This is a genomic window from Clostridium tyrobutyricum, from assembly GCF_019144085.1.
Classification (GTDB): Bacteria; Bacillota; Clostridia; order Clostridiales; family Clostridiaceae; genus Clostridium_B; species Clostridium_B tyrobutyricum_A.
Window position 1 is genome coordinate 12304 of sequence record NZ_JAHHUY010000030.1, and the last position, 22362, is coordinate 34665.

General features: G+C 29.8%; 20 protein-coding genes, 1 pseudogene and 1 riboswitch. Of the genes and pseudogenes, 17 read left to right on the forward strand and 4 right to left on the reverse strand.

Features of this window, described 5'->3' with window-relative positions; genetic code table 11:
* Positions 1 to 101: 101 nt before the first annotated feature.
* The 6 genes from KM800_RS12095 to KM800_RS12120 all read left to right on the forward strand — a co-directional run bounded on the left by KM800_RS12095 (position 102) and on the right by KM800_RS12120 (position 5012).
* Positions 102 to 1109 carry a phosphodiester glycosidase family protein gene (locus tag KM800_RS12095; protein WP_217813318.1) on the forward strand — a complete coding sequence of 336 codons (1008 nt, stop codon included), beginning with the start codon at positions 102 to 104 and terminating at the stop codon, positions 1107 to 1109.
* A gap of 30 nt (positions 1110 to 1139) precedes the next feature.
* Complete coding sequence (locus tag KM800_RS12100; protein ID WP_217813319.1) at positions 1140 to 2165, forward strand: hypothetical protein; 1026 nt, start codon at positions 1140 to 1142, stop codon at positions 2163 to 2165.
* A gap of 45 nt (positions 2166 to 2210) precedes the next feature.
* Positions 2211 to 2861 (forward strand): site-2 protease family protein, encoded by a 651-nt coding sequence (locus tag KM800_RS12105; protein WP_217813320.1) that lies wholly within the window; start codon positions 2211 to 2213, stop codon positions 2859 to 2861.
* A gap of 186 nt (positions 2862 to 3047) precedes the next feature.
* Positions 3048 to 3680, forward strand: coding sequence for a tRNA (guanosine(46)-N7)-methyltransferase TrmB (gene trmB / locus KM800_RS12110; protein ID WP_217813321.1), 633 nt, complete (start codon positions 3048 to 3050; stop codon positions 3678 to 3680).
* A gap of 215 nt (positions 3681 to 3895) precedes the next feature.
* Positions 3896 to 4336, forward strand: a complete 441-nt coding sequence (locus tag KM800_RS12115) for a CidA/LrgA family protein (RefSeq protein ID WP_254906552.1) — start codon at positions 3896 to 3898, stop codon at positions 4334 to 4336.
* Positions 4305 to 5012, forward strand: coding sequence for an LrgB family protein (locus KM800_RS12120; protein WP_217813323.1), 708 nt, complete (start codon positions 4305 to 4307; stop codon positions 5010 to 5012). The genes KM800_RS12115 and KM800_RS12120 overlap by 32 nt, the downstream gene beginning before the upstream one ends.
* Positions 5013 to 5075: 63 nt before the next feature.
* Here the strand turns inward: KM800_RS12120 and KM800_RS12125 are convergent, their stop codons facing one another.
* From KM800_RS12125 to tpx, 3 genes are all read right to left on the reverse strand, one after another.
* Entirely contained in the window at positions 5076 to 6434 is a 1359-nt protein-coding gene (locus KM800_RS12125) for a PFL family protein (protein WP_217813324.1), read from the reverse strand.
* Between the two features lie 41 nt (positions 6435 to 6475).
* Positions 6476 to 6745, reverse strand: a complete 270-nt coding sequence (locus tag KM800_RS12130; protein ID WP_217813325.1) for an ACT domain-containing protein — start codon at positions 6743 to 6745, stop codon at positions 6476 to 6478.
* Positions 6746 to 6866: 121 nt separating this feature from the next.
* A riboswitch (glycine riboswitch) is annotated at positions 6867 to 6955 on the reverse strand.
* A 146-nt stretch (positions 6956 to 7101) separates the two neighbouring features.
* Entirely contained in the window at positions 7102 to 7596 is a 495-nt protein-coding gene (tpx, locus tag KM800_RS12135; RefSeq protein ID WP_217813326.1) for a thiol peroxidase, read from the reverse strand.
* Positions 7597 to 7753: 157 nt separating this feature from the next.
* Between tpx and ymfI the strand changes: the two genes are divergently transcribed.
* Together ymfI and KM800_RS12145 are read left to right on the forward strand one after the other, a co-directional pair.
* Positions 7754 to 8497 (forward strand): elongation factor P 5-aminopentanone reductase, encoded by a 744-nt coding sequence (gene ymfI / locus KM800_RS12140; protein ID WP_217813327.1) that lies wholly within the window; start codon positions 7754 to 7756, stop codon positions 8495 to 8497.
* Between the two features lie 83 nt (positions 8498 to 8580).
* Complete coding sequence (locus KM800_RS12145; RefSeq protein WP_217813328.1) at positions 8581 to 9411, forward strand: response regulator; 831 nt, start codon at positions 8581 to 8583, stop codon at positions 9409 to 9411.
* Between the two features lie 51 nt (positions 9412 to 9462).
* Here the strand turns inward: KM800_RS12145 and KM800_RS12150 are convergent, their stop codons facing one another.
* A complete protein-coding gene (locus tag KM800_RS12150) occupies positions 9463 to 10971 on the reverse strand; it encodes an SH3 domain-containing protein (protein WP_217813329.1) in 1509 nt (502 codons plus the stop codon).
* 267 nt (positions 10972 to 11238) lie between these two features.
* On the opposite strand from KM800_RS12150, the gene KM800_RS12155 reads away from it, so the two are divergent.
* The 9 genes and pseudogenes from KM800_RS12155 (at position 11239) to KM800_RS12190 (ending at position 22210) form a co-directional block, all read left to right on the forward strand.
* Positions 11239 to 13656 carry an ATP-dependent DNA helicase gene (locus KM800_RS12155; RefSeq protein ID WP_217813330.1) on the forward strand — a complete coding sequence of 806 codons (2418 nt, stop codon included), beginning with the start codon at positions 11239 to 11241 and terminating at the stop codon, positions 13654 to 13656.
* A gap of 30 nt (positions 13657 to 13686) precedes the next feature.
* On the forward strand, positions 13687 to 14487 hold the full coding sequence (gene aroE / locus KM800_RS12160) for a shikimate dehydrogenase (protein WP_217813331.1): 801 nt from the start codon (positions 13687 to 13689) through the stop codon (positions 14485 to 14487).
* Positions 14488 to 14526: 39 nt separating this feature from the next.
* Positions 14527 to 15006 (forward strand): annotated as a pseudogene (locus KM800_RS15550) (shikimate kinase); the annotation flags it as partial.
* Positions 15007 to 15039: 33 nt separating this feature from the next.
* Positions 15040 to 15810: a type I 3-dehydroquinate dehydratase gene (gene aroD / locus KM800_RS15555; protein WP_330655625.1), complete on the forward strand. Its 771-nt coding sequence runs from the start codon at positions 15040 to 15042 to the stop codon at positions 15808 to 15810.
* A 406-nt stretch (positions 15811 to 16216) separates the two neighbouring features.
* On the forward strand, positions 16217 to 16867 hold the full coding sequence (locus KM800_RS12170) for a L,D-transpeptidase family protein (protein ID WP_217813333.1): 651 nt from the start codon (positions 16217 to 16219) through the stop codon (positions 16865 to 16867).
* A 166-nt stretch (positions 16868 to 17033) separates the two neighbouring features.
* Positions 17034 to 17297 carry a metal-sensing transcriptional repressor gene (locus KM800_RS12175; RefSeq protein WP_023625401.1) on the forward strand — a complete coding sequence of 88 codons (264 nt, stop codon included), beginning with the start codon at positions 17034 to 17036 and terminating at the stop codon, positions 17295 to 17297.
* A 28-nt stretch (positions 17298 to 17325) separates the two neighbouring features.
* Positions 17326 to 19572: a heavy metal translocating P-type ATPase gene (locus KM800_RS12180; protein WP_254906553.1), complete on the forward strand. Its 2247-nt coding sequence runs from the start codon at positions 17326 to 17328 to the stop codon at positions 19570 to 19572.
* A gap of 71 nt (positions 19573 to 19643) precedes the next feature.
* The gene (locus KM800_RS12185) at positions 19644 to 19871 is read left to right on the forward strand and encodes a heavy-metal-associated domain-containing protein (protein WP_217813334.1); all 228 of its coding nucleotides are present in this window, start codon (positions 19644 to 19646) and stop codon (positions 19869 to 19871) included.
* Positions 19872 to 20029: 158 nt separating this feature from the next.
* Positions 20030 to 22210, forward strand: coding sequence for a heavy metal translocating P-type ATPase (locus KM800_RS12190; protein ID WP_217813335.1), 2181 nt, complete (start codon positions 20030 to 20032; stop codon positions 22208 to 22210).
* The last annotated feature ends 152 nt before the right edge of the window (positions 22211 to 22362 follow it).

Sequence of the window (22362 nt, forward strand, 5' to 3'; positions counted from 1 at the left end):
TTAACAAAATTTTTAGTAAATTTGTAATTATTTCTATTTAAAAAACGACATATTTATTGTACAATATTGAGTGACATACTTTTAGAAAGGAAAATTGTAGAATGGGCAAAGGAGAAATACCAGGTAAAACTAGAAAATCAATATGGAAAATCGTATTACTATTTTTAATTTTTGAATTCGTATTCACTGGAATTACGGCACCATTTCTGATATTTCGAGGACCTTTTAAAAATGTTACAAGGACAATGGTAGGTGCAGCCATGACTACGCTGAGCCATCAATACATTGCAAAAATATTTTTATCTGATGTAGAGATAAAGCAAATATTAGGTGAAAGTCAGATAGACAATATAAAACAACAAAGTGTTGATGTTTCTAAATTTAGCAGTAAACATGATAGTAGTATAGAAAGAGAAGATATAAGTGATGGCAAGAAATTTAAAGGATATATACTTATAGTGCATGATCCAACTAGAGTTAAAGTTGGCTATACAAACAAATTGGGTATATCTGGAGAATTAACCAGCAGAATAGCTAAGGACAACAATGCTGTAGCTGCCATAAATGGTGGAGGATTCACTGATAGTTCCTCTGAAAACAGTGCATGGACAGGCACTGGGGGGAAACCTGTAGGACTTCTTATGAGTAATAGTAAAATAGTATATAATGATATAAAAAACGTGAACTCAAAAAAAGAAATTATGGGAATTACAAATAAAGGTGAATTATTAGTAGGAAAATACAGTATAAGTGAAATTAAAAAACTTGGAGTAAGAGATGCCATATCTTTTGGACCAGCTCTTGTAGTTAATGGAGAAGGGACTATAAAATCAGGTGATGGTAATTGGGGAATAGCACCTAGAACTGCTATAGGACAAAGAAGTGATGGGTCTATATTATTACTTGTTATAGATGGCAGACAAACTAAAAGTGTTGGAGCTTCTCTAAAAGATGTCCAGAATATAATGCTAAAATATGGGGCTGTAAATGCTACAAACTTAGACGGTGGTTCTTCATCTACTATGTATTATGAAGGAGAAATAATAAATAATCCTTGTGATCCATTGGGAGAGAGGTCCGTAGCTTCTACAATATATGTAGATAAATAGTAGAAGAATAATTATGAAGGGAAGTATGATATGAAAATTTTTAGAAGAATTGTAATATGGGCTCTCATATCCTTGGTTTTACAATTTGCCGGATTATTTTATATAAATAATTATTTCTTGTCTTCAAATACTAAACTAGAAACAAAAAAAGTTTTAAAAAGTGAACCTAAAAAATCAAATGTTGTTATAAAAATACCACAAAATGCCAATAATATTAAAGTATCTTTTGATGGTAAGTATGTATCTTATTATGCTCAAAATGTAATTACTGTTATAGACACAGAAACCGGTTATGAAAAACAAATAACATTTAAATCAGGAGTAGATTTGTCATTTTACAAATGGCTTAAAGATAGAAATAGAATACTCATAGCAGAGAAACAAAGTTCAGATAGTGACTATAGTTTTAATATAGAATATTATGATGTAGATAAAGATATAAAGGAAAACATTAAAAAAATTGATGGATTTAACAGTAAAACTCAAATTTCGGATATACAAGAATCTCCACTTACAAATGTTATATACATAAAAATGGTAAGTACAGGTAAAGGTACCAACATATATAGAGTTAATATAATGAGTGAAGTACAGAAAGTACAGACTCAATCTTATATGATTGGGGATATAGGTATATTAGCATTAAAAGATGCATTGATATACGAAGATAGTTTGTACAACCGTATTTATGTAAGTGGACAGGATGAATCACTTAAGATACAAGGAGTTAAAAATCCAACGTGGGTAGGTGTAGATGGAGAAGATAGGATATATTTGGGAGATTTAAAAAATGGGAAAATCACAAAGTTATATTATGGAAATATAGATGGACAAACAAACCAATATAGTGTTTTAGATTTGAAAGAAGAAGTTGATAAAAAAGATGTATATGTGTCCGATAATGGCAATATATATGTAAATGACAACCTACAGGGCATAGTAAGAAATGTTACAAATGGAAAACAATACAAGTACTATGGAAAATTTGTTCAGATGTATGAAGGTGGAATTGTATCTGTAGACAATGAAAAATTAGAAAAAGTCTTAATACAATAATACATAAAGTTAATTGATTTATATTATATTGAAAGGAGGGATTGTTTGAACAGTATAAATATATTAAATAAAGTACTTATTATACCTGGTATACTTATAGGACTTACATTTCATGAATATGCCCATGCTTTTGTGGCAGATTGTTTAGGGGATAAGACTCCTAAGTTTCAGGGAAGGTTGACCTTGAATCCATTTGCCCACATAGACATAATTGGTTTTATAATGATACTTTTAGTTGGATTTGGATGGGCGAAACCAGTTGAGACAAATCCAAATGCCTATAGGAACAGAAATAGAGATGATCTTAAAGTATCTATAGCGGGACCTATAGCTAATTTGATTGTGGCATTTGTACTTGGACTTTTAGCTGTTTTATTATATAAATTTGTATCTTACAACAGTTCGAATTATGTATCGGTTTCCAATATAATAATTATTGTGCTTATGCAGGCTGTAAGTATAAATTGTATGTTATTTGTATTCAATCTTATACCATTACCAGGTCTGGATGGCTTTCATATATTGAGGGATATATTTCCTTCCATTTATTATAAGGTATCTGATAAAATTTATAAATATCAAATTATAATACTGCTTTTGTTTGTCGCTACTCCAATTGCAAGGTATGTAGTAGGAGTTCCGTCAAATTATTTGTATAGCTTGATTAAAAGCATAGCTCAAAGTATTATATTGTAACTGTATTTCTATAATCATATGAATAAATAAAAATATCAAAGGAGAAGGTTTGTCAAAATATATAATATAAAAGGATACAATATATATATGACCATATAAAAACCAAATTTTTGATATGGTCATATTTTATGTGTAAATTTAGATAGTTATAGTTTTTTATACTATTTTGACACCATGTAATGAATTATGAGATTAAGAAAAAAGTGGTGGGCTAGGCCGGAGATGGAATCTAGTCATTTAACAGTAGTAAAACCTCAAGAATATAAGGGGAAATGGAGAGAAGGGTTTAAAAATTTTCAAGATATATATTTAGAACTAGGGTGTGGGAGAGGAAGATTTCTATGTGATAATGCAAGTACTAATAAAGATATTAATTATATAGGAATTGATTTAAAAGATGAGGTATTAATATATGCGCTTAGAAGAGCTATAGATATGGAAATAGAGAATGTAAGAATAGTGCCTATGAATATAAACAATATTGAAGAAGTATTTGATAGAGATGAAATAAGCAGAATATACATAAATTTTTGCAATCCATGGCCTAAAGAAAGGCATAAAAAAAGAAGGCTCACTCACATAAGGCTTTTAGAAAAATACAAAACATTTTTAAAACCGAAAAGTGAAATATGGTTCAAAACCGATAATTTAGAGTTGTTTGATGAATCACAAAATTATTTTAAAGAAAGTGGATTTAATATACAATATTTAACTTATGATTTACATAAGAGCGATTTTGAGGGAAATATAGTTACTGAATATGAAGATAAATTTACTGCACTTGGTATGAAAACCATGTTTTTAATAGCAAAACAATAATTAATATAAAACATGGAAAAACAAGTAAAAAATCACATACAAAATTTGGAATATAAGTTGATACTTATATATAATTATGAAAAGGATATAAATGGCGTATTGATGCAATTCTCCAAAAATTATTCCCCAGACAAAGTAAAAATAAAGATTATATTAACAAAATGTTAATATAACAAGGTGGTCATACCATGTTATTATAGTAGTGTTATATAGTAATGAAAAGAGGTGTGAACTACTTGAAACTATTAAGGGAACTTTGCATAATACTTATAATTAGTTTTATAGGCAATGTTATTAACAAAGTGTTAAAATTATCTATCCCGGGAAATGTAATAGGGATATTCATTTTGCTTGCTATATTATGTTTAGGAGTAATTAAAGTGGAAGATATAGAGCATGTCAGCAGTTTCTTGCTTAAAAATTTGGCATTCTTTTTTGTGCCTGCAGCAGTGCAATTAATGACATGTTTTAAAACAATCAGTAAAGTTGTGCTTCCCATTTTGGCTGTCCTAGTAATATCAAGTATAATTGTAATAGTAGTTACTGCATTAACTGTAAAAATTATTAAAAAGACACAAGATGGTAAAACTGCGAAATCTATTCAGAAAGGACCAAGAGAAGAAAATGAGACAATTAATAACAACTCCACTGTTTAGCATTATGATTTCATTGTTTACTTTTGAGATAGGAACTATTCTATATAATAAAACTAAAATTCCAATATTAAATCCACTGCTTATAAGTCAAACACTTATAATTATTTTCCTATTAAGATTTCATATTAGCTTTAATACTTATAATCAGGGTGGACAATATATAACATTTTTCTTAACTCCTGCTACTGTAATTTTAGCAGTACCAATATATAAAAAGTTAAGACTTTTAAAAGAAAATGCACTTCCTATATTTGTAGGGATTTCCATAGGTTCAGTTTGTGGAATTGTAAGTACATTAATACTATCCAGATTATTTGGATTAAGCAAGGTTATTATGGATTCTATGGTAGCAAAGTCAATAACTACACCAATTGGTATAGAAATATCAAAACAAGTAGGTGGAATACCTGCAGTAACTGTAGCTGCGATTGTATTAACTGGAATAATAGGATCAATAATAGGACCTATTATATTTAAACTTCTTAAAATTAATGATAGAGTTGCAAAAGGTATTGCATTGGGAACATCTTCTCATGCTGTTGGTACTGCTAAGGCTATTGAAATGGGAGAAGTTGAAGGTTCTATGAGTGGACTTTCTATAGGAATTGCCGGAATTATAACTGTAATTATAGCTCCAATTATAGTGAAATGTATTGGCCCAATTATTGGAGGTTAGATATATCATAAAAATACACTATAGTAATTACCATAAAAGTGGAATTACTATAGTGTATTTAATTTAATTTTTAAAGCTGTGAATTGGAGCTGGAATTCTTCCACCTCTATCTATAAAGTCCTTACTTGAAAATGTATTTACCTTCATTATAGGAGCTTTTCCAAGAAGTCCTCCAAAATTGGCTTCATCTCCCACACCTTTACCATAAACAGGTATTACTCGTACAGCTGTTGTTTTTGCATTTATCATACCGATAGCAGCTTCATCTGCAATTATTGCGGATATAGTTGATTCAGGAGTATCTCCTGGAATACCTATCATGTCCAGACCTACTGAACATACACATGTCATTGCTTCTAATTTTTCCAAATTAAGTGCACCTATGTTAACGGCATTTATCATTCCTTCATCTTCACTTACAGGTATAAAAGCACCACTTAGACCTCCAACTTGAGAGGCTGCCATTATGCCGCCCTTTTTAACTGCATCATTTAACATTGCTAGGGCAGCAGTAGTTCCTGAACATCCACAGCTCTCCAATCCAATTTCTTCAAGAACCCTTGCAACACTGTCACCTACAGCTGGTGTTGGAGCAAGGGATAAATCAACTATACCAAAAGGTGTATTTAGCCTTTTTGAAGCTTCCTCTGCTACCAGTTGGCCCATTCTAGTAATTTTAAAAGCAGTTTTCTTTATAGTTTCTGCTACTACGTTGAAACTTTTGCCTTTTACTTCTTCGAGAGCACATTTGACAACTCCAGGGCCACTTACACCTACATTTATTATTGATTCAGCTTCACCGACTCCGTGAAAAGCTCCTGCCATAAATGGATTGTCTTCAATAGCATTACAGAATATGACTAATTTAGCACAGCCAATGCTTTCATTTTCTCTTGTAAGATAAGCAGCCTTTTTTACTATTCGTCCCATATCTTTTACTGCGTCCATATTAATTCCTGATTTTGTACTTCCTACGTTTACGGAAGAGCATACCTTTTCGGTTACAGCCAGGGCTTCAGGTAAAGATTCTATAAGTATTCTGTCTCCTTTTGAATAACCTTTATGTACAAGAGCTGAAAAACCTCCGATAAAATCTATTCCAAGAGTCTTGGTAGCTCTATCCAAAGTCTTTGCAAATTCAACATAGTCTGTATCAGAACTTGCTTGAGCTATTAGAGATATGGGAGTTACAGATATTCTCTTATGTATTATGGGAATTCCATATTCAGTTTCAATCTCTTCAGCTGTTTTTACTAAATTTTCGGCATATTTGGTAATTTTATCGTAAATTTTAGTCCTTGCTTTCTTACCATCACTTTCTATGCAATCCAAAAGAGATATTCCCATAGTAATAGTTCTTATATCAAGATTCTCTTTTTCAATCATGTTTATTGTTTCCATTATATTTTTAGAATTAATCATTTCAAACACCTCATATATAATATTTTAATAATTTAAAGTTTCTAAATCTCATGCATAGAGGTGAATATATCTTCCCTTTGAATTTTAATGGAAACCTCAATTTCATTAGCTTTAGAGTCAAGTATAGATTTTAATTGTTTAAAATCCACATTCATGTTTGATATATTTACCAGCATTACCATTGTAAAATAACCTTTTACCAAAGTTTGATTTATATCTAAAATATTTATATTATTTTTAGATAATATGGAGGTTATTTCATGTATAATCCCAACTTTATCATGTCCAAGTACAGTTATAATTGCCTTCATATGTTACATCTCCTTGTCTAATTATGTAATTAAAAATAAAAGAGACTAAGTTATTAGTCTCTGGGAAATCAATTTAATGGCAAGATAATTATTAGTCAATGCAATCAAATAAATATCTTACTATAAAATCTCTGTCCTTTTACCTGAGAGTTTCGCTGGAACAAAGCTTTCCCCTTCGGCGCTCAATAGAGTCTCTCCAGAGTTTCGTCCAATAATAGTTTATGCCAATTCAATTATCTTCATCCGAAATCTTATAATTATACGAAAATTATATCATATTGTAAATTTCAAAGCAAATAAAAAGTAACTAGGCTGTTGAGGTAATGACAACAGCCTAGTTACTTTTTATTTGAATATTATTTTGCTTTTTTTGCAGCATTTAAAATTTCATCATAATCAGGATAATCTGTTACTTCTTCAAGATAATTTGCATATGTAACTTTATTATTGCTGTCTACTACGAATGCAGTTCTTGCAAGAAGGCCCAAGTCTACTATATAGGTTCCAAAATTTTTCCCGAAACTTCTATCTTTATAATCAGAGGCAGTTGTTACGTTTTTAACTCCATGAGCTGCACACCAACGACTCTGTGCAAATGGTAAGTCCATTGATATTGTATATACAGTAACTCCCGGAATTTCAGAAGCCTTTTCATTAAAAGTTCTTGTTTCCAAATCGCATACAGGTGTATCAATAGATGGAACTGTTAAAAATATTCTTACTCCCTTTGTATCTTTTAAAGATATTGGATTAAGATTATTATCAATTACGGTAAAGTCAGGTATAGTATCACCTACTTTAATAGTATTGCCAGAAAGTGTTACGGGTTTTCCTTGAAATTTTAATTGCATATAAATCCCTCCAAACAAAACATATTAATCAATAGTTATTATTTATTATTATAATAACACAATATAATATAATATGCAATATAAGGTATAAATATTTATGATAATATATGATGTATAATAGAATAATAAAATTTAAATATGAAAGGTGTAGTTTTAATTGGTTGATTTAAGTGGAAAAGTTGCAGTAGTAACAGGTGGATCTGGAGATATAGGAAAAGCTATATCAATTGAACTTGCAAAATACGGAGCTAGCATTATTGTTAATTATAGGCAAAATGAAATAGAAGCAAAGAATACCTTAGATGAGATAAAGAAATATGGTGCTACAGGTCTTCTATTTCAAGGTGATGTAAGTAATTATAATGATGCTAGAAAATTAATAGATTGTGCAGTAGATAATATGGGTAAAATTGATATATTGGTAAATAATGCAGGTGTTTCAAATATAGGACTTTTTATAGATACTGATGAAGATCAGTGGAATAGAATAATTGATGTGGACTTAAAAGGAGTATTCAACTGCACTCACTGTGCATTAAAACAAATGATGTCTAAAAAAAATGGAGTTATAGTAAATATATCATCAATATGGGGCAAAGAAGGAGCTTCTTGTGAGTCAATCTATTCTGCAGCTAAAGGTGCTGTGAATTCATTTACAAAAGCAATTGCCAAAGAAATGGCTCCATCAAATATAAGAGTAAATGCTGTTGCTCCCGGGGTAATTGATACAAAAATGAATAAATGGCTAAGCAATGAGGAAAGAAATGCTCTAATTGATGAAATACCATCGGGAAGGTTTGGAAAGGCTGAGGACATAAGCAATATAGTATCTTTTTTGTGCAGTGAATCATCCAGATATATAACCGGTCAAATTATAACTGTGGATGGAGGAATGTTTTAATATAATTTTACCTATTAAAATACTACCATAGTATACGATAATAAGAATATAATACAAAATATTGAATAATAGGATGAATTGATATGAATAAAATTATAATATTAGATGATATGCCATATGTAAGATACAGGGTTAAAGATACAATGGAAAGTGCAGGAATAGAAATATATGAATCAAGCAGTTCTTTTGATTTTTTTAAAAAATTATCTGACAATAAAGATGATATAGGTTTAATTATATTGGAGATAGGTCTTGTTAAAGAAGATGGATTTGAAGTACTTAGAAAGATTAAAGCTAGAAAATTAAAAATTCCAATTATGATACTTACTAAATTAAATACAAGAAGTATGTTTATAAAATGTATAAAAGAAGGTGCATCAGAATACATATTAAAACCATTTAATTCCAAAACATTAATTCATAAAACAAAACAACTTATGTCTACATATGAAAATAATAATGATTCAGAAGAAATAGTATACTTGAATTTTCAAGATTATATTAATAAACAGATAGATATAGCTAAATTAAAAAACAAAAAATTATCTCTTATGATGCTGAGTCTGATAAAAATAAATGCTAGGGAATCAGAAGAAAAAATAGAAGTTAAAGATAGTTATTTGGCATTATTGGATGTGCTTTATGAAAATATGAAGAATTTTTTCAAAAAACCTGAGTTATTTGAAAAATATGGGATATCAACATTCATATCGGTTCTTCCAGACTGTGATGAAGATATTGTAGTAGAAAAATCCAGTAAGATTATGGACTATTACAAAAATATTAGAGCTAATGATTCAAGGTATTTAAAATATAAACTAGTAACTTCTTCGGTTACATTTCCTGAAGATGGAACTGATAAAAACCAACTTCTAGATAAATTGTCACTTGAAATGAAACATAAAATTAATTAATAATATTTTATAATAAAAAGTGGGTTCAAAAGAATCCACTTTTTTATATGATTATAATTGTATGTAATCTGAATGAACATATCCTGTAGTTGATCCTACAGAAATCTTGTACCATCTACCTGTTGAACCTAAAATAGTAACTTTAGTACCATTTTTAAGAGAGGATACTATACGTCCAGTCCAGGCACTACTTCTCAAATTTAAAGTTGAAGATGAATTTTGAAGCTTGACTATGCCTGTTTTTCCTGAAACAGCATTAACTGTACTATTTGCTTTAACTGGAGCAGCAACAGCAGTGGCAGATACATAAGCTGAGGATATATAACCTGTTTTGCCATTTACAGAAACCTTATACCAATTGCTACTTTTTCCTAGCAGTGATATTTTAGTACCATTTGATAAAAATCCAATAATGGCTCCATTAGGAGTACTTCTTAGATTTAAGATTGAAGAACTGTCAGTTAATTTCACATAAGCTGTTGTTGAACTTATGTTAGGTGAACCTACAGTATTTGAATTTACTGTTACTGAACTGGTAGGTACTGCAGTTGATATATAATCAGAAGATACATACCCTGTTTGACCGGCTGAAGTAGTAACTTTATACCAATTTCCATTTTCACCTGTTAATGAAAGGCTTTGACCGTTTGATAAAGATCCAATAACATTTCCATTAGGAGTACTTCTTAAATTTAAGGAAGAAGACACATCACTTAATTTGACATAAGCTTTTGTTTGGGAAATTGAGGTAGTATTATCGAAATTTCCACCTGCTCCCTGTGCAATCTGCTGTGAAGAACCTATTTTTATGTAGCTTGAATTAACATATCCATAACTGGAATTGAATTTGACTTTATACCAGTTTCCAACAGTTCCTAATATTTGAACTGATTGACCATTTTTAAAATTTCCAATGGTTCCAAAAGAAGTTCCAGCTCCACTTCGTACATTTAGGCTCGAACCTGAACTGGATATGCTAACTATGCCAGAATTGATAACTTTTAGATTTTCTGTTGTTGCAGAAGCTGGAATACTTGCAGATTTGCCAGACCCAACATATATATATCCTTTCAGAAATATATTTCCTCTATTTTGCATTTGAGACTTTGTCATGACTTTTACATTTCCGTCATATGATCCTCTAACGTTGAAGTTTCCCTCATTTAAATATACAGAGTTACCTTCTACTTTTTCTACAAAACCTACATGACCATAACCTTTTGGACCTCCATACCATACTGCAATGGAATTATCCCTCGGCTCTGTTCCATATGAATATATATTATCCCTAGCATTGGCATACCACCAGTCAACAGCATTACCATAAAATTCTGAAGGTAATGCTATACCTAATTTTTCTAGAGTCCTTCCATATGTAAACCAAGTGCATTCGCCAGTATAACCACTTTTTGAAAATATATTTCCAACATTGTTATAAGCGGTACTTTGAATGTTTGGTAAATTTCCAGCAGCATGGACACTATTAGACATAACAACACTAGTATTTATAACAGAAGCTGAAATAAAAAAAGAAAATATTAGTTTTTTAGATCCGTTCATGCTTACCTCCTAAATATATAATAAATTTTAGAATTATAATACAATATAATTATTATCGTATATATTTAAAAATAATTTATAGAACAATTTAGATTAATTATACTATATTTTTGTATAATAATCTACTAAATAGAAATAAATATATAAAAATATATAATTTTACAGTAAGGGGAGTACATTGTATTGAATTTGTAAAAATAAATTAGATATTATCAATTGTATATAGTAAAATAATATAATATATTGAGTTTTGAAAGAGTTGATTTTATGGATCAGGATGTAATAAAGATATCTGTGAGGAATCTTGTAGAATTTGTACTTAGGCAGGGCGATCTAGACAACAGGTTTACGAGCAATGTAAGAGCATTGGAAGGGACCAGGGCGCATCAAAAGATACAGCAGCAGTATAAAGATAAAATACTGGGAGACCAAAGTGCATCTTATAACTCTGAGATATCACTAAAATATGAAATACTGTATAAGAAATTTAAATTTTTAGTAGAAGGCAGAGCAGATGGAGTAATTTTAGAAGATAATTGTGTAACTATAGATGAAATAAAAACAGTGACAAGACCTCTTGAAATGATAGATAAAACTTACAATCCTCTACATTTAGCACAGGTAAAATGCTATGCCTATATGTATGCAGATGAGAACAAACTGGAGTATATATGTGTACAACTTACATATTATAATATAAATGACCATAAAATTAAATTTATAAAAGAAAAAATTGGCATAGATGATCTTAGACATTTTTTTATTGATATGCTGGATAAGTATTATAAGTGGGTTGAATTTGAAAGGGATTGGAGTACTGTTAGAAATAAATCCATAGATAATTTGAAATTTCCATTCAAAAATTATAGAAATGGTCAGAAAAAGTTGGCAACTGTAATTTATGGAACAATAAGGGATAAAAAAAGATTGTTTGTTCAGGCACCTACTGGTATAGGCAAAACAATATCTACAATTTTTCCGTCAATAAAGGCTCTAGCTACTCAAAAGCTCTCCACGATATTTTATCTGACAGCTAAAACTACCACTAGAACTACAGCAGAAGAAACTTTGGAAATTATGTTTGAATCTGGTCTTAGGTTAAAAAGTATAACTATTACGGCAAAGGAAAAAATATGCTTGAATGATGATATGCAATGTAACCCAGAACATTGTGAATATGCTAGAGGTCATTATAACAGAGTCAATGAAGCTATATTTGAAATTATAAATTCAGAAGATTTGATAACTAGAGATAAGCTTATAAAATATGCTACAAAATTTAAAATTTGTCCTTTTGAATTTTGTCTGGATACTGCACTATTTTGTGATTGTGTAATATGCGACTATAATTATGCATTTGATCCAAGAGTATATTTGAGGAGATTTTTTGATGAATCATCGAAAAAAAATGTATTTTTAATTGACGAAGCACACAATTTAGTAGATAGATCAAGAGATATGTTCTCAGCACAAATTTATAAAAAATCATTTTTACATATAAAAAAGTTTATTAAAAAAGAAGATAATAAAATATTAAAGAGTTTAAATAAAATAAATTCATATATGCTTGATTTAAAGAAAAATTGTAATTTGGAATTCAAAGATTTAAAAGATAAATTATCTGATGATATAGTATATATTAAAAAAAACATATATGCTCAAAAGATTAAAATGTCAGGAATCTATTTTTTGCTTAAAAACTTTTCTTCACAGATAGAAGAATGGATGATTAAAAATGCCGGCCAGACAGGATATGATGAAATTTTGGATGAATATTTTACTGTAAATAATTTCATCAGAATATATGAACTCTATAATGATAATTTTATAACTTATATAGAAAATATGGAAGGTGATTTAAAGGTTAAAATATTGTGTATTGATCCATCCACTCTACTTGATGAGAGAATGAAAAGTGCAGAAGCTTCCATACTTTTCTCAGCTACATTATCTCCGATGAATTATTTTAAGGATATACTTGGAGGCAGAGCAGAAGATTATAATATTACACTTTTATCTCCCTTTGAAAGAAAAAATAGAGAGATTTTGATATCCAGTAATATTTCAACAGTTTATAGAAACAGAGAGGAAAGCTGTCTGCCAATTATAAAATATATAAAGAATGTTATTTCAAGGAGAACAGGTAATTATATGGCTTTTTTCCCTTCTTATGGGTATATGGATAGTGTATATAAACTTTTTATAGAAAAGTTTCCCGATGTAAAGACTTCAATTCAGAAATCTGGCATGAGTGAATCTGAAAGAGAAAAATTTTTAAATGATTTCAAAGAAGACTCAAAAGAAAATTTTATATCATTTGCAGTGCTTGGAGGATTGTTTTCAGAAGGTATAGATCTTAAAGGTGATAAATTGATAGGAAGTATAATAGTAGGAGTAGGACTCCCCAAAATATCATTTGAAAAAGATATAATAATGGACTTTTTTAATAAAAAGAATGGCTTGGGATACCAATATTCTTATATGTATCCTGGTATGAATAAAATACTCCAGGCAGCAGGAAGAGTTATAAGGACAGAAAGTGATAGAGGTGTTATACTCTTAATAGATAAGAGATTTGTGACAAATAGGTACAAAAAATTATTTCCAGAAGAATGGTATCCAAATCACATAATAAATTGTGAAAATGATATAGAAAGTATTTTGAAAAAATTTTGGAATGATTAGTTAAGTATTTAATTATCAGGAGGTATTGATATGAGTGATTTTTATGGACTTATAGGAGGAAAATTGGGACATAGCTTCTCCCCTATAATACACCATCTTATTTTAAAGAAGATCAATAAAAGGGGAAGTTATAATCTTTTTGAAATAGAGAGTGAAAATTTAAAGAAGGGTATAGAAGCGTTGAAGACTTTAAAATGTAGAGGCATCAATGTAACCATACCGCATAAAATTGAGGTAATGAAGTGTATAGACGAGGTGTCTGTGGAAGCGGAAAAAATAGGAGCAGTAAACACAATAGAATTTTGTGATAATAAATTAAAAGGATATAATACAGATTATTATGGCTTTGGGTTAACCTTGAAAAAGTATAATATAGATATATCCAATAAAAATATAGTTATATTAGGTACAGGTGGAGTTTCTAAAGCAGCAGTTAGATATCTCATAGACAATAATTGCAGTGATGTTACATATGTAAGCAGAAATCCTGAAAGACCTAATAGAAATAATTGTAAAATTATATCTTACAAAGAACTTTATAATATAAAGAATTCAGATGTTATAATAAATTGTACTCCTTGTGGAATGTACCCTAATGTGGAAGTTTCTCCGGTGGATAAGGAAATATTAAATAATTTTAGTGTAGCTGTAGACTTGATATATAATCCTAATTATACCTTGTTTCTAAAGTACGGGAAGGAATTGGGAATTAAAACAGTTAATGGATTATATATGCTGGTAGCCCAAGCTGTAGCATCTCAACAAATCTGGCAGAAAAAAAGCATATCTATGAATATCATAGATGAGATTTATAATGAAGTACAAAAATAGTATTAAAGTATATTTTATAGCAGAAGGAATGTATATAATATGAAATTCAAAAATAAAAATATAGTTCTTATAGGCATGCCAGGTTGTGGCAAAACTACAATTGGAAGAAGCATTTCTTCTAAATTAAATAAAAAATTTATAGATGTAGATGAATACATTGAATGTAAATACAATAAGAGTATTCCAGAAATATTTAAAGAAAAAGGGGAAGAATACTTCAGAAATATAGAATTAAAGGCTGTAGAAGAGATTAGCAATAAAGAAGACATCATAATATCAACAGGCGGCGGAGTAATAAAGAATAAACAGAATATAATAAATTTAAAACAAAATGGAGCTGTAATTTTTATAGATAGAAAAATAGAAGATATAGTTAGTGATGTAGACATATCAAATAGACCACTTTTAAAAAATGGTACTGCAGAAATAGAAAAAATTTTTAAGGATAGATATGATTTGTATAGAAAATATACTGATTTTTTAGTTGAGAATAATTGTAATATAGAAGAGTTAATAAATAAAATAATTTCAATATATTACAAATCTATAAATATTAAACAGTATACTCCAGTTAAAGTTAAAAATGTTGTAATTGGAGAGGGGTATCCTAAAATATGTGTATCAATAGTAGGTAGAACTATTGATGATATTGTTGATGAAGTAAATTTTTTAAAAGAGATTAATCCGGATGTTGTAGAATGGCGTGTAGATTTTTTTGAGTATGTTAAAAACATAGATAAAGTTAAAGAAGTATTAAAGATAATTAGAGAAATACTTTATGACAAACCTATGATTTTTACATTTCGAAGCTTTAGTGAAGGTGGGGAAATAGAAGTTACAAGAGAATTTTACATTAAATTGAATACCTCTATAATTGATACAAAATTTGTTGATATTGTTGATATTGAATTGTTTAATCAAGCTGAAGATATAAAGCAATTGATAAAAAGAGCTCACGAGAATAGTGTATCAATAATTATATCAAATCATGATTTCAATAAAACACCTACTAAAGATGAAATAATATTTCGATTATGCAGAGCTCAACAATTGGGTGCCGATATTTCTAAAATTGCAGTTATGCCAAATTCCACTAAAGATGTTATAACACTGCTGGATGCAACTCGTATTATGAAGGAGAAATATGCAAAAGGCCCTATTATTACTATGTCTATGTCAGGCAAAGGTGTTATAAGCAGATTGTCAGGAGAATTGTTTGGAAGTGATTTGACATTTGGATCAGCTAAAAATATTTCAGCACCAGGTCAGATTCCAATAAGGGAATTACGTAAGATTGTAAATTTACTCCATAATAATCTGTAAGTATATAATAAATTTCAATTACATTATATGTAATTGAAACAATAAAATGTTAGACAATCCATAGGTGACATGATAAAATAACAATATAATTAATTTATTTAAAAGGGGAATGTATTAATACGAAAAGGCCATTTATGGAAAAAATAAAAAACATTTTAATCGAATTGATAATTGCCATTAGTATTTTTTCTATTATAGTTATTGCTGACTTAGTAGATATTCAAATTAAAAATTCATCCAGTAATTTTAAGATTACACAAAGTACCCAAAATAATAGTAACAATGGGAAAAAGAATGTATGTGAGTTAGTCGATAATATAATAGAGCTTAAAAATAAATGTACAGTCGTTTAAGACAGCAAATCAAATGACTATAATCAAAAAGTAAAAATATATTAGGTGATCAAATGAAAAATAAAAATATAATTTTTCCTGTGATATTTTTGATATTTGGTATAATTTTAATGATTTTGATTTCGGGGCTATCCATAAGAAAGTATGTTAAAATCAATAATACCAATAAGACAATATCTGTAAATTCAAAAAATATAACAAATCAAAAAAAGATATTTTTTAAAAAACCTTTAAATGAACCTGTAAATACTTCTATAGCAATATACAAAAGCAAAAAGATCATTGAATTGTATGGTGACAAAAAACTCATAGGAAGATTTAAAATAGGATTGGGAAGACAGATTGAAGGCAAAAAAGAAAGAGAAGGGGATAACAAGACTCCAGAAGGTAGTTATTACGTATGTTATATAAATACAAACAGCAAGTATAAATATTTTTTTGGAATAAGCTATCCTAATATAAAAGATGCAGAAAATGGTTTGAATAAAAATTTAATAAACAAAATTACATATAATAAAATAAAGGATGCTATTGATGAAAAAATTTCACCACCATGGCATACTACTTTGGGAGGAGAAATAGGAATTCATGGAGGTGGAACAAAATCTGACTGGACCTATGGATGTATTGCAATGTCTGATGAGGATATTTATAAAGCAAAGGAATATATAAGATTGGGAACTTGTATAAATATATACAAATGAAAAATTTTTATTAAAGACTATGAAAAATTAAAATTAAGTAGTATAATAAGAAAAGAAATGAGAATCATTATTATTTAAAGTAAATTTAAACATCTTTGTTTAAATTTATATTTTTTACTACATGACACCCTACAGGGGTGGGGAGGATACAGCTATGGATTGTTGCATGAATGAAGATAAGAAAAGAGCTTTACAAGCGTTAAAAACATCAAAGGGACAGATTGATGGAATAATAAAAATGATACAGGATGGGAGATATTGTATAGATATATCCAATCAAATAATAGCTGCTCAGGCAGTATTGAAGAGAGCAAATCTTATGATACTTAGGCAGCATTTGGATAACTGCGTAAAGGATGCATTTTTAAATAATAAAGGTGAAGAAAAGGTTGATGAGATAATGAGTCTTTTAAAAAAATTATTGGATTAGTAAATTTTGATTGAGGGGGGCATAAAATTTGGTAAGTAAAATTTTACAAGTACAAGGTATGACATGTGCGGCATGTGCTAGAAATATAGAAAAAGCAGCCTCTAGAGTAGAAGGTGTAAGTGAGGCAAATGTAAATTTTGCAGCAGAAAAGCTAAAGATAAGTTATGATCCTGAAAAAGCTGAAATTGAAGATGTTAAAAAGTCTATAGAGAAGGCTGGTTATAAGGCATTAGAAGATTGGGAACAAGCTGATGATGACAAACAGAGGAAGGAGAAGGAGATAAATGAATTAAAGAATAGATTTATAATGTCTGCAGTATTTGCTATACCATTGTTGATTGTAGCCATGGGACCGATGATTCTTGAAAAAACTGGTAATATGCTTCCGGCTTATATAGATCCAATGAGCCATACCAGGGTTTATGGACTGATACAGTTGATTTTGGTAGTACCTGTAATGATTATAGGAAGAAGATATTTTAGTGTAGGATACAAATCCTTATTTAGGAGAAGTCCCAATATGGATTCACTGATAGCCATTGGTACTTCGGCAGCATTTTTATACAGTACAGTGTCTGTTGTCAAGACATTTATTGATGGAATACAGTATCATATGTATTTTGAATCTGCAGGAGTAATACTTACACTTATAACTTTAGGAAAGTATTTTGAATCAGTAGCCAAGGGAAAGACATCGGAGGCAATAAAAAAACTTATGGGACTTGCACCTAAAACTGCCAAGATAATTAAAAATGGGGCTGAAGTTGAGATCCCCATTGATGAAGTAAAGGTAGGGGATGTAATATTAGTAAGACCTGGAGAAAAGATTCCAGTAGATGGGGAAATAGTTGAAGGAGTAACATCTATTGATGAATCAATGCTTACAGGAGAAAGCATACCTGTAGAAAAGGTAGCAGGCAACAAAGTTATTGGAGCAAGTATAAATAAAAATGGATTTATAAAATACAAAGCTACTAAAATAGGGAAAGACACTGTACTTTCACAAATAATAAGGTTGGTAGAGGAAGCACAAGGATCCAAAGCACCTATAGAAAAACTTGCAGACATAATAGCGGGTTATTTTGTACCTGTAGTTATAACACTTGCAGTACTATCTTCTGTTGCTTGGCTTATATATGGCGAATCTTTTGTATTTGCTATAACTATATTTATATCTGTTCTTGTAATTGCATGTCCATGTGCACTTGGATTGGCTACACCTACAGCAATAATGGTAGGTACAGGAAAAGGTGCGGAAAATGGAGTGCTTATAAAAAGTGGAGTTGCACTTGAGTCTGCTCATAAAATTCAAACAGTGGTTTTTGATAAAACCGGGACTATAACCGATGGCAAGCCTAAAGTAACTGATATATATGCAGTTGGAAACATTGATGAAAACTATTTGCTTGGAATTGCCGCTTCTTGTGAAAAGGCATCTGAACATCCACTTGGAGAAGCTATTGTAAAAGAAGCAGAAAATAGAAAAATTGCTATTGAAAAGTTGGATTCGTTTCATGCAGTTCCAGGCCATGGTATCCTATCAGTTATAAATAATAAAAATATCCTTTTGGGAAACAGAAAATTTATGATTGACAATAACATTCTTCTGGATGATATGGAATCAAAATTTCATAAACTGGCATCTCATGGAAAGACTCCAATGTATGTATCTATTGATAATAGGCTTGCAGGAATAATAGCAGTAGCTGATACCGTAAAAGAAAGCAGCAAGGCAGCTATTGAAAAACTGCACTCTCTTGGAATAGAAGTAGCTATGATAACAGGTGACAATAAAAAAACTGCAGATGCTATAGCAAGGCAAATAGGTATAGATACTGTTTTGGCAGAAGTACTTCCAGAAGATAAGGCAAATGAAATTAAAAAGATTCAGAAACAAAACAGGAAAGTTGCAATGGTGGGGGATGGAATAAATGATGCACCTGCACTTGCACAGGCGGATATAGGTATGGCAATAGGTTCTGGTACTGATGTGGCTATTGAATCAGCAGATATAGTACTTATAAAAAGTGATTTAATGGATGTAGTTACTGCTATAGATTTAAGTAAAAAAACCATAAAGAATATAAAAGAAAATCTTTTTTGGGCCTTTGGATATAATACATTGGGAATACCTGTTGCAATGGGAGTGCTGTTCATATTTGGGGGACCGCTTTTAAATCCTATGATAGCTGCTCTTGCTATGAGCTTTAGTTCAGTTTCAGTACTCTTAAATGCATTGAGGCTTAAAAGGTATAAACCTGCTCAAGTAATATGATTAAATTGTCAATTATCAATTGTAAAATATAAATTGAATAAAATAAAATGAAATATGAAAGGAGTAATATTATGTTTTTTGGTAGTAAAATAAAGAAAACAGTACATGTGGAGGGAATGACTTGTCAACACTGCGTGCAGCATGTCAAGAAATCTCTGGAAGGCATAAATGGAGTTTCAAGTGTAAAAGTGGATTTGAACAGTAAAACTGCTGTTATAAAATCTTCAAATGATATAGACAATGATCTTGTAAAGAATGCTGTTAAAGATGCAGGATATGAAGTAACAGATATAGAGTAAAGTTAAAAAAATAGAGGTAGTTTGAAAGTACTTTCAAACTACCTCTATTTTTTATTATAATATTGACAATTAAATTTTATTCAACTATACTTATATTACGATATATGTTCATATGTTCACATGTAACAATAACGTCAAATACTGTGGGGGGAAATATAATGAATGATATTCTTGGAGTGGACTTAAAAGATACCAATATAAAAGAAAAAATGACTTCGAGCGAAACGGCAATTATTGATGGATTGGATTGTGCACATTGTGCGGCAAAGATAGAGGATAAAGTAAAAAAAATACCAGAAATAAAAAATGCATCTTTGGATTTTTTGTCAAAAAAACTTAAATTTGAACTCTATGATGATTCGAATGTTGATTCTACTATTGAAAATATAAAATCCATAGTAGGTAAAATAGAACCTGATGCAGAAGTTATATATGGTTTAAATGCAGAAGTAATAGATAGAGAAGAGTGTGACGAAGGAATCGGTAAAATTGAAAAAATAATACTTGTATCAGGAATAATAATTTATGCTATTGCAACTATTTTCAACTTTTCACATTGGACTGAATTTACGCTTTATCTCATAAGTTATTTAATGATAGGAAAAGATGTATTGCTGCAGTCATGTAAAAATATTTCTCATGGTCAAGTATTTGATGAAAATTTTTTAATGTCCATTGCAAGTATAGGCGCCTTTTCAATTGGACAATTTCCAGAATCCGTAGCAGTAATGCTTTTTTATAGAATAGGAGAATATTTTCAGGATAAAGCGGTGGATAGATCGAGAAAATCCATATCTGAACTTATGGATATAAAGCCTGATTTTGCAAATTTAAAAACTCTAGATGGCATAAAAAAAGTAAATCCTGAGGTTGTGAATATAGGGGACTTAATATTGATTAAGCCGGGAGAAAAAGTTCCTATAGACGGGGAAATAATAGAAGGAAATTCTATGGTGGATACTTCAGCATTGACAGGTGAATCAGTACCAAAAGACGTGTCATTTGGAGATGTTGTACTTGGAGGATATATAAATAAAAATGGACTTTTAACTGTAAAGGTAAATAAAAAGTTTGGAGAATCTACGGTATCCAAAATACTGGATTTAGTTCAAAATGCAAGTAGTAAAAAATCACCTACAGAAAACTTCATTACAAAATTTGCCAAATATTATACTCCTATAGTAGTAGGACTAGCAATAGCATTAGCTGTGCTGCCACCGTTGATTGTACCTGATGAAATTTTTTCAAAATGGCTATATAGAGCTCTTGGATTTTTAGTAGTATCTTGTCCATGTGCATTGGTTATATCAGTGCCATTAGGATTCTTCGGGGGAATAGGAGGCGCATCTAAAAAAGGAATACTAATAAAGGGAGGAAATTATCTGGAAGTTTTAAATAATGTAGATACAGTTATTTTTGATAAAACAGGTACACTTACCAAGGGAATATTTAAAGTTACAGATATTAAATCTTGTGACGGTTTTGAAAAAGAGGATGTTTTAAGATATGCAGCTTATGCAGAGGCTTATTCAAATCATCCAATAGCTACTTCCATAGTAAAAGCATATAATAAAGATATAGATAGAGAATTAGTAAAAGATTATACTGAAATATCGGGAAAAGGTATTAAAGCAATTATAGATAATAAAGAAGTTTTAGTTGGAAATTCAGTGTTTATGGATGATCAGGATATATCTTACAATCGTATTAATGCTATCGGAACTGTAATTCATATAGCTGTAGATAAGACTTATATTGGATTTATAATAATATCGGATGAAATAAAAAAAGATGCAAAAATAGCAATTGATGCATTAAAAAGTATAGGAATAAGAAAAACTGTAATGCTTACAGGGGATAATAAAAAAATAGGAGAATCAATAGGAAATGAATTGGGTATTGATGAAGTATATGCTCAACTTTTGCCTGATGAGAAAGTTAAAAAATTAGAGTATATAGATGGACAAAAAGAAAAGAATAAAAAGATAGCTTATGTAGGAGATGGAATAAATGATGCTCCTGTACTTGCAAGGGCTGATGTAGGAATTGCCATGGGTGGTATAGGATCAGATGCAGCTATTGAGGCAGCTGATGTAGTTATTATGACGGATGAACCTTCTAAAATAGCTACGGTTGTTAAGATAGCAAAAAGAACTAATAAAATAGTATATCAAAATATTGTATTTGCATTAGGGGTAAAAGTTATTATTTTAATTTTAGAGGCTTTAGGTATAGCAAATATGTGGATGGCGGTTTTTGGAGATGTTGGAGTTGCACTTATAGCAGTTCTAAATTCTATGAGAGCATTAAAAGTTAAAGGTAATAGTACAGTATATTAATCTGTACTATTTATACTAAGAAAATATTATAAAATATATTGATACAGAACTTAAATTATTATATAATAGTATTATAATTAATGTTTCGCATAATTATTTATAATGCCCACAATCTTATAATTAAATAATATAATATATAAGTATACCCGTTG

Coding starts and splice junctions, on each gene's coding strand:
- KM800_RS12095 (WP_217813318.1), top strand. CDS start 102: ATGGGCAAAGGAGAAATACCAGGTAAAACTAGAAAATCAATATGGAAA.
- KM800_RS12100 (WP_217813319.1), top strand. CDS start 1,140: ATGAAAATTTTTAGAAGAATTGTAATATGGGCTCTCATATCCTTGGTT.
- trmB (WP_217813321.1), top strand. CDS start 3,048: ATGAGATTAAGAAAAAAGTGGTGGGCTAGGCCGGAGATGGAATCTAGT.
- KM800_RS12115 (WP_254906552.1), top strand. CDS start 3,896: ATGAAAAGAGGTGTGAACTACTTGAAACTATTAAGGGAACTTTGCATA.
- KM800_RS12120 (WP_217813323.1), top strand. CDS start 4,305: ATGAGACAATTAATAACAACTCCACTGTTTAGCATTATGATTTCATTG.
- KM800_RS12125 (WP_217813324.1), bottom strand. CDS start 6,434: ATGATTAATTCTAAAAATATAATGGAAACAATAAACATGATTGAAAAA.
- KM800_RS12130 (WP_217813325.1), bottom strand. CDS start 6,745: ATGAAGGCAATTATAACTGTACTTGGACATGATAAAGTTGGGATTATA.
- tpx (WP_217813326.1), bottom strand. CDS start 7,596: ATGCAATTAAAATTTCAAGGAAAACCCGTAACACTTTCTGGCAATACT.
- KM800_RS12145 (WP_217813328.1), top strand. CDS start 8,581: ATGAATAAAATTATAATATTAGATGATATGCCATATGTAAGATACAGG.
- KM800_RS12150 (WP_217813329.1), bottom strand. CDS start 10,971: ATGAACGGATCTAAAAAACTAATATTTTCTTTTTTTATTTCAGCTTCT.
- KM800_RS12155 (WP_217813330.1), top strand. CDS start 11,239: ATGGATCAGGATGTAATAAAGATATCTGTGAGGAATCTTGTAGAATTT.
- aroE (WP_217813331.1), top strand. CDS start 13,687: ATGAGTGATTTTTATGGACTTATAGGAGGAAAATTGGGACATAGCTTC.
- KM800_RS12170 (WP_217813333.1), top strand. CDS start 16,217: ATGAAAAATAAAAATATAATTTTTCCTGTGATATTTTTGATATTTGGT.
- KM800_RS12175 (WP_023625401.1), top strand. CDS start 17,034: ATGAATGAAGATAAGAAAAGAGCTTTACAAGCGTTAAAAACATCAAAG.
- KM800_RS12185 (WP_217813334.1), top strand. CDS start 19,644: ATGTTTTTTGGTAGTAAAATAAAGAAAACAGTACATGTGGAGGGAATG.
- KM800_RS12190 (WP_217813335.1), top strand. CDS start 20,030: ATGAATGATATTCTTGGAGTGGACTTAAAAGATACCAATATAAAAGAA.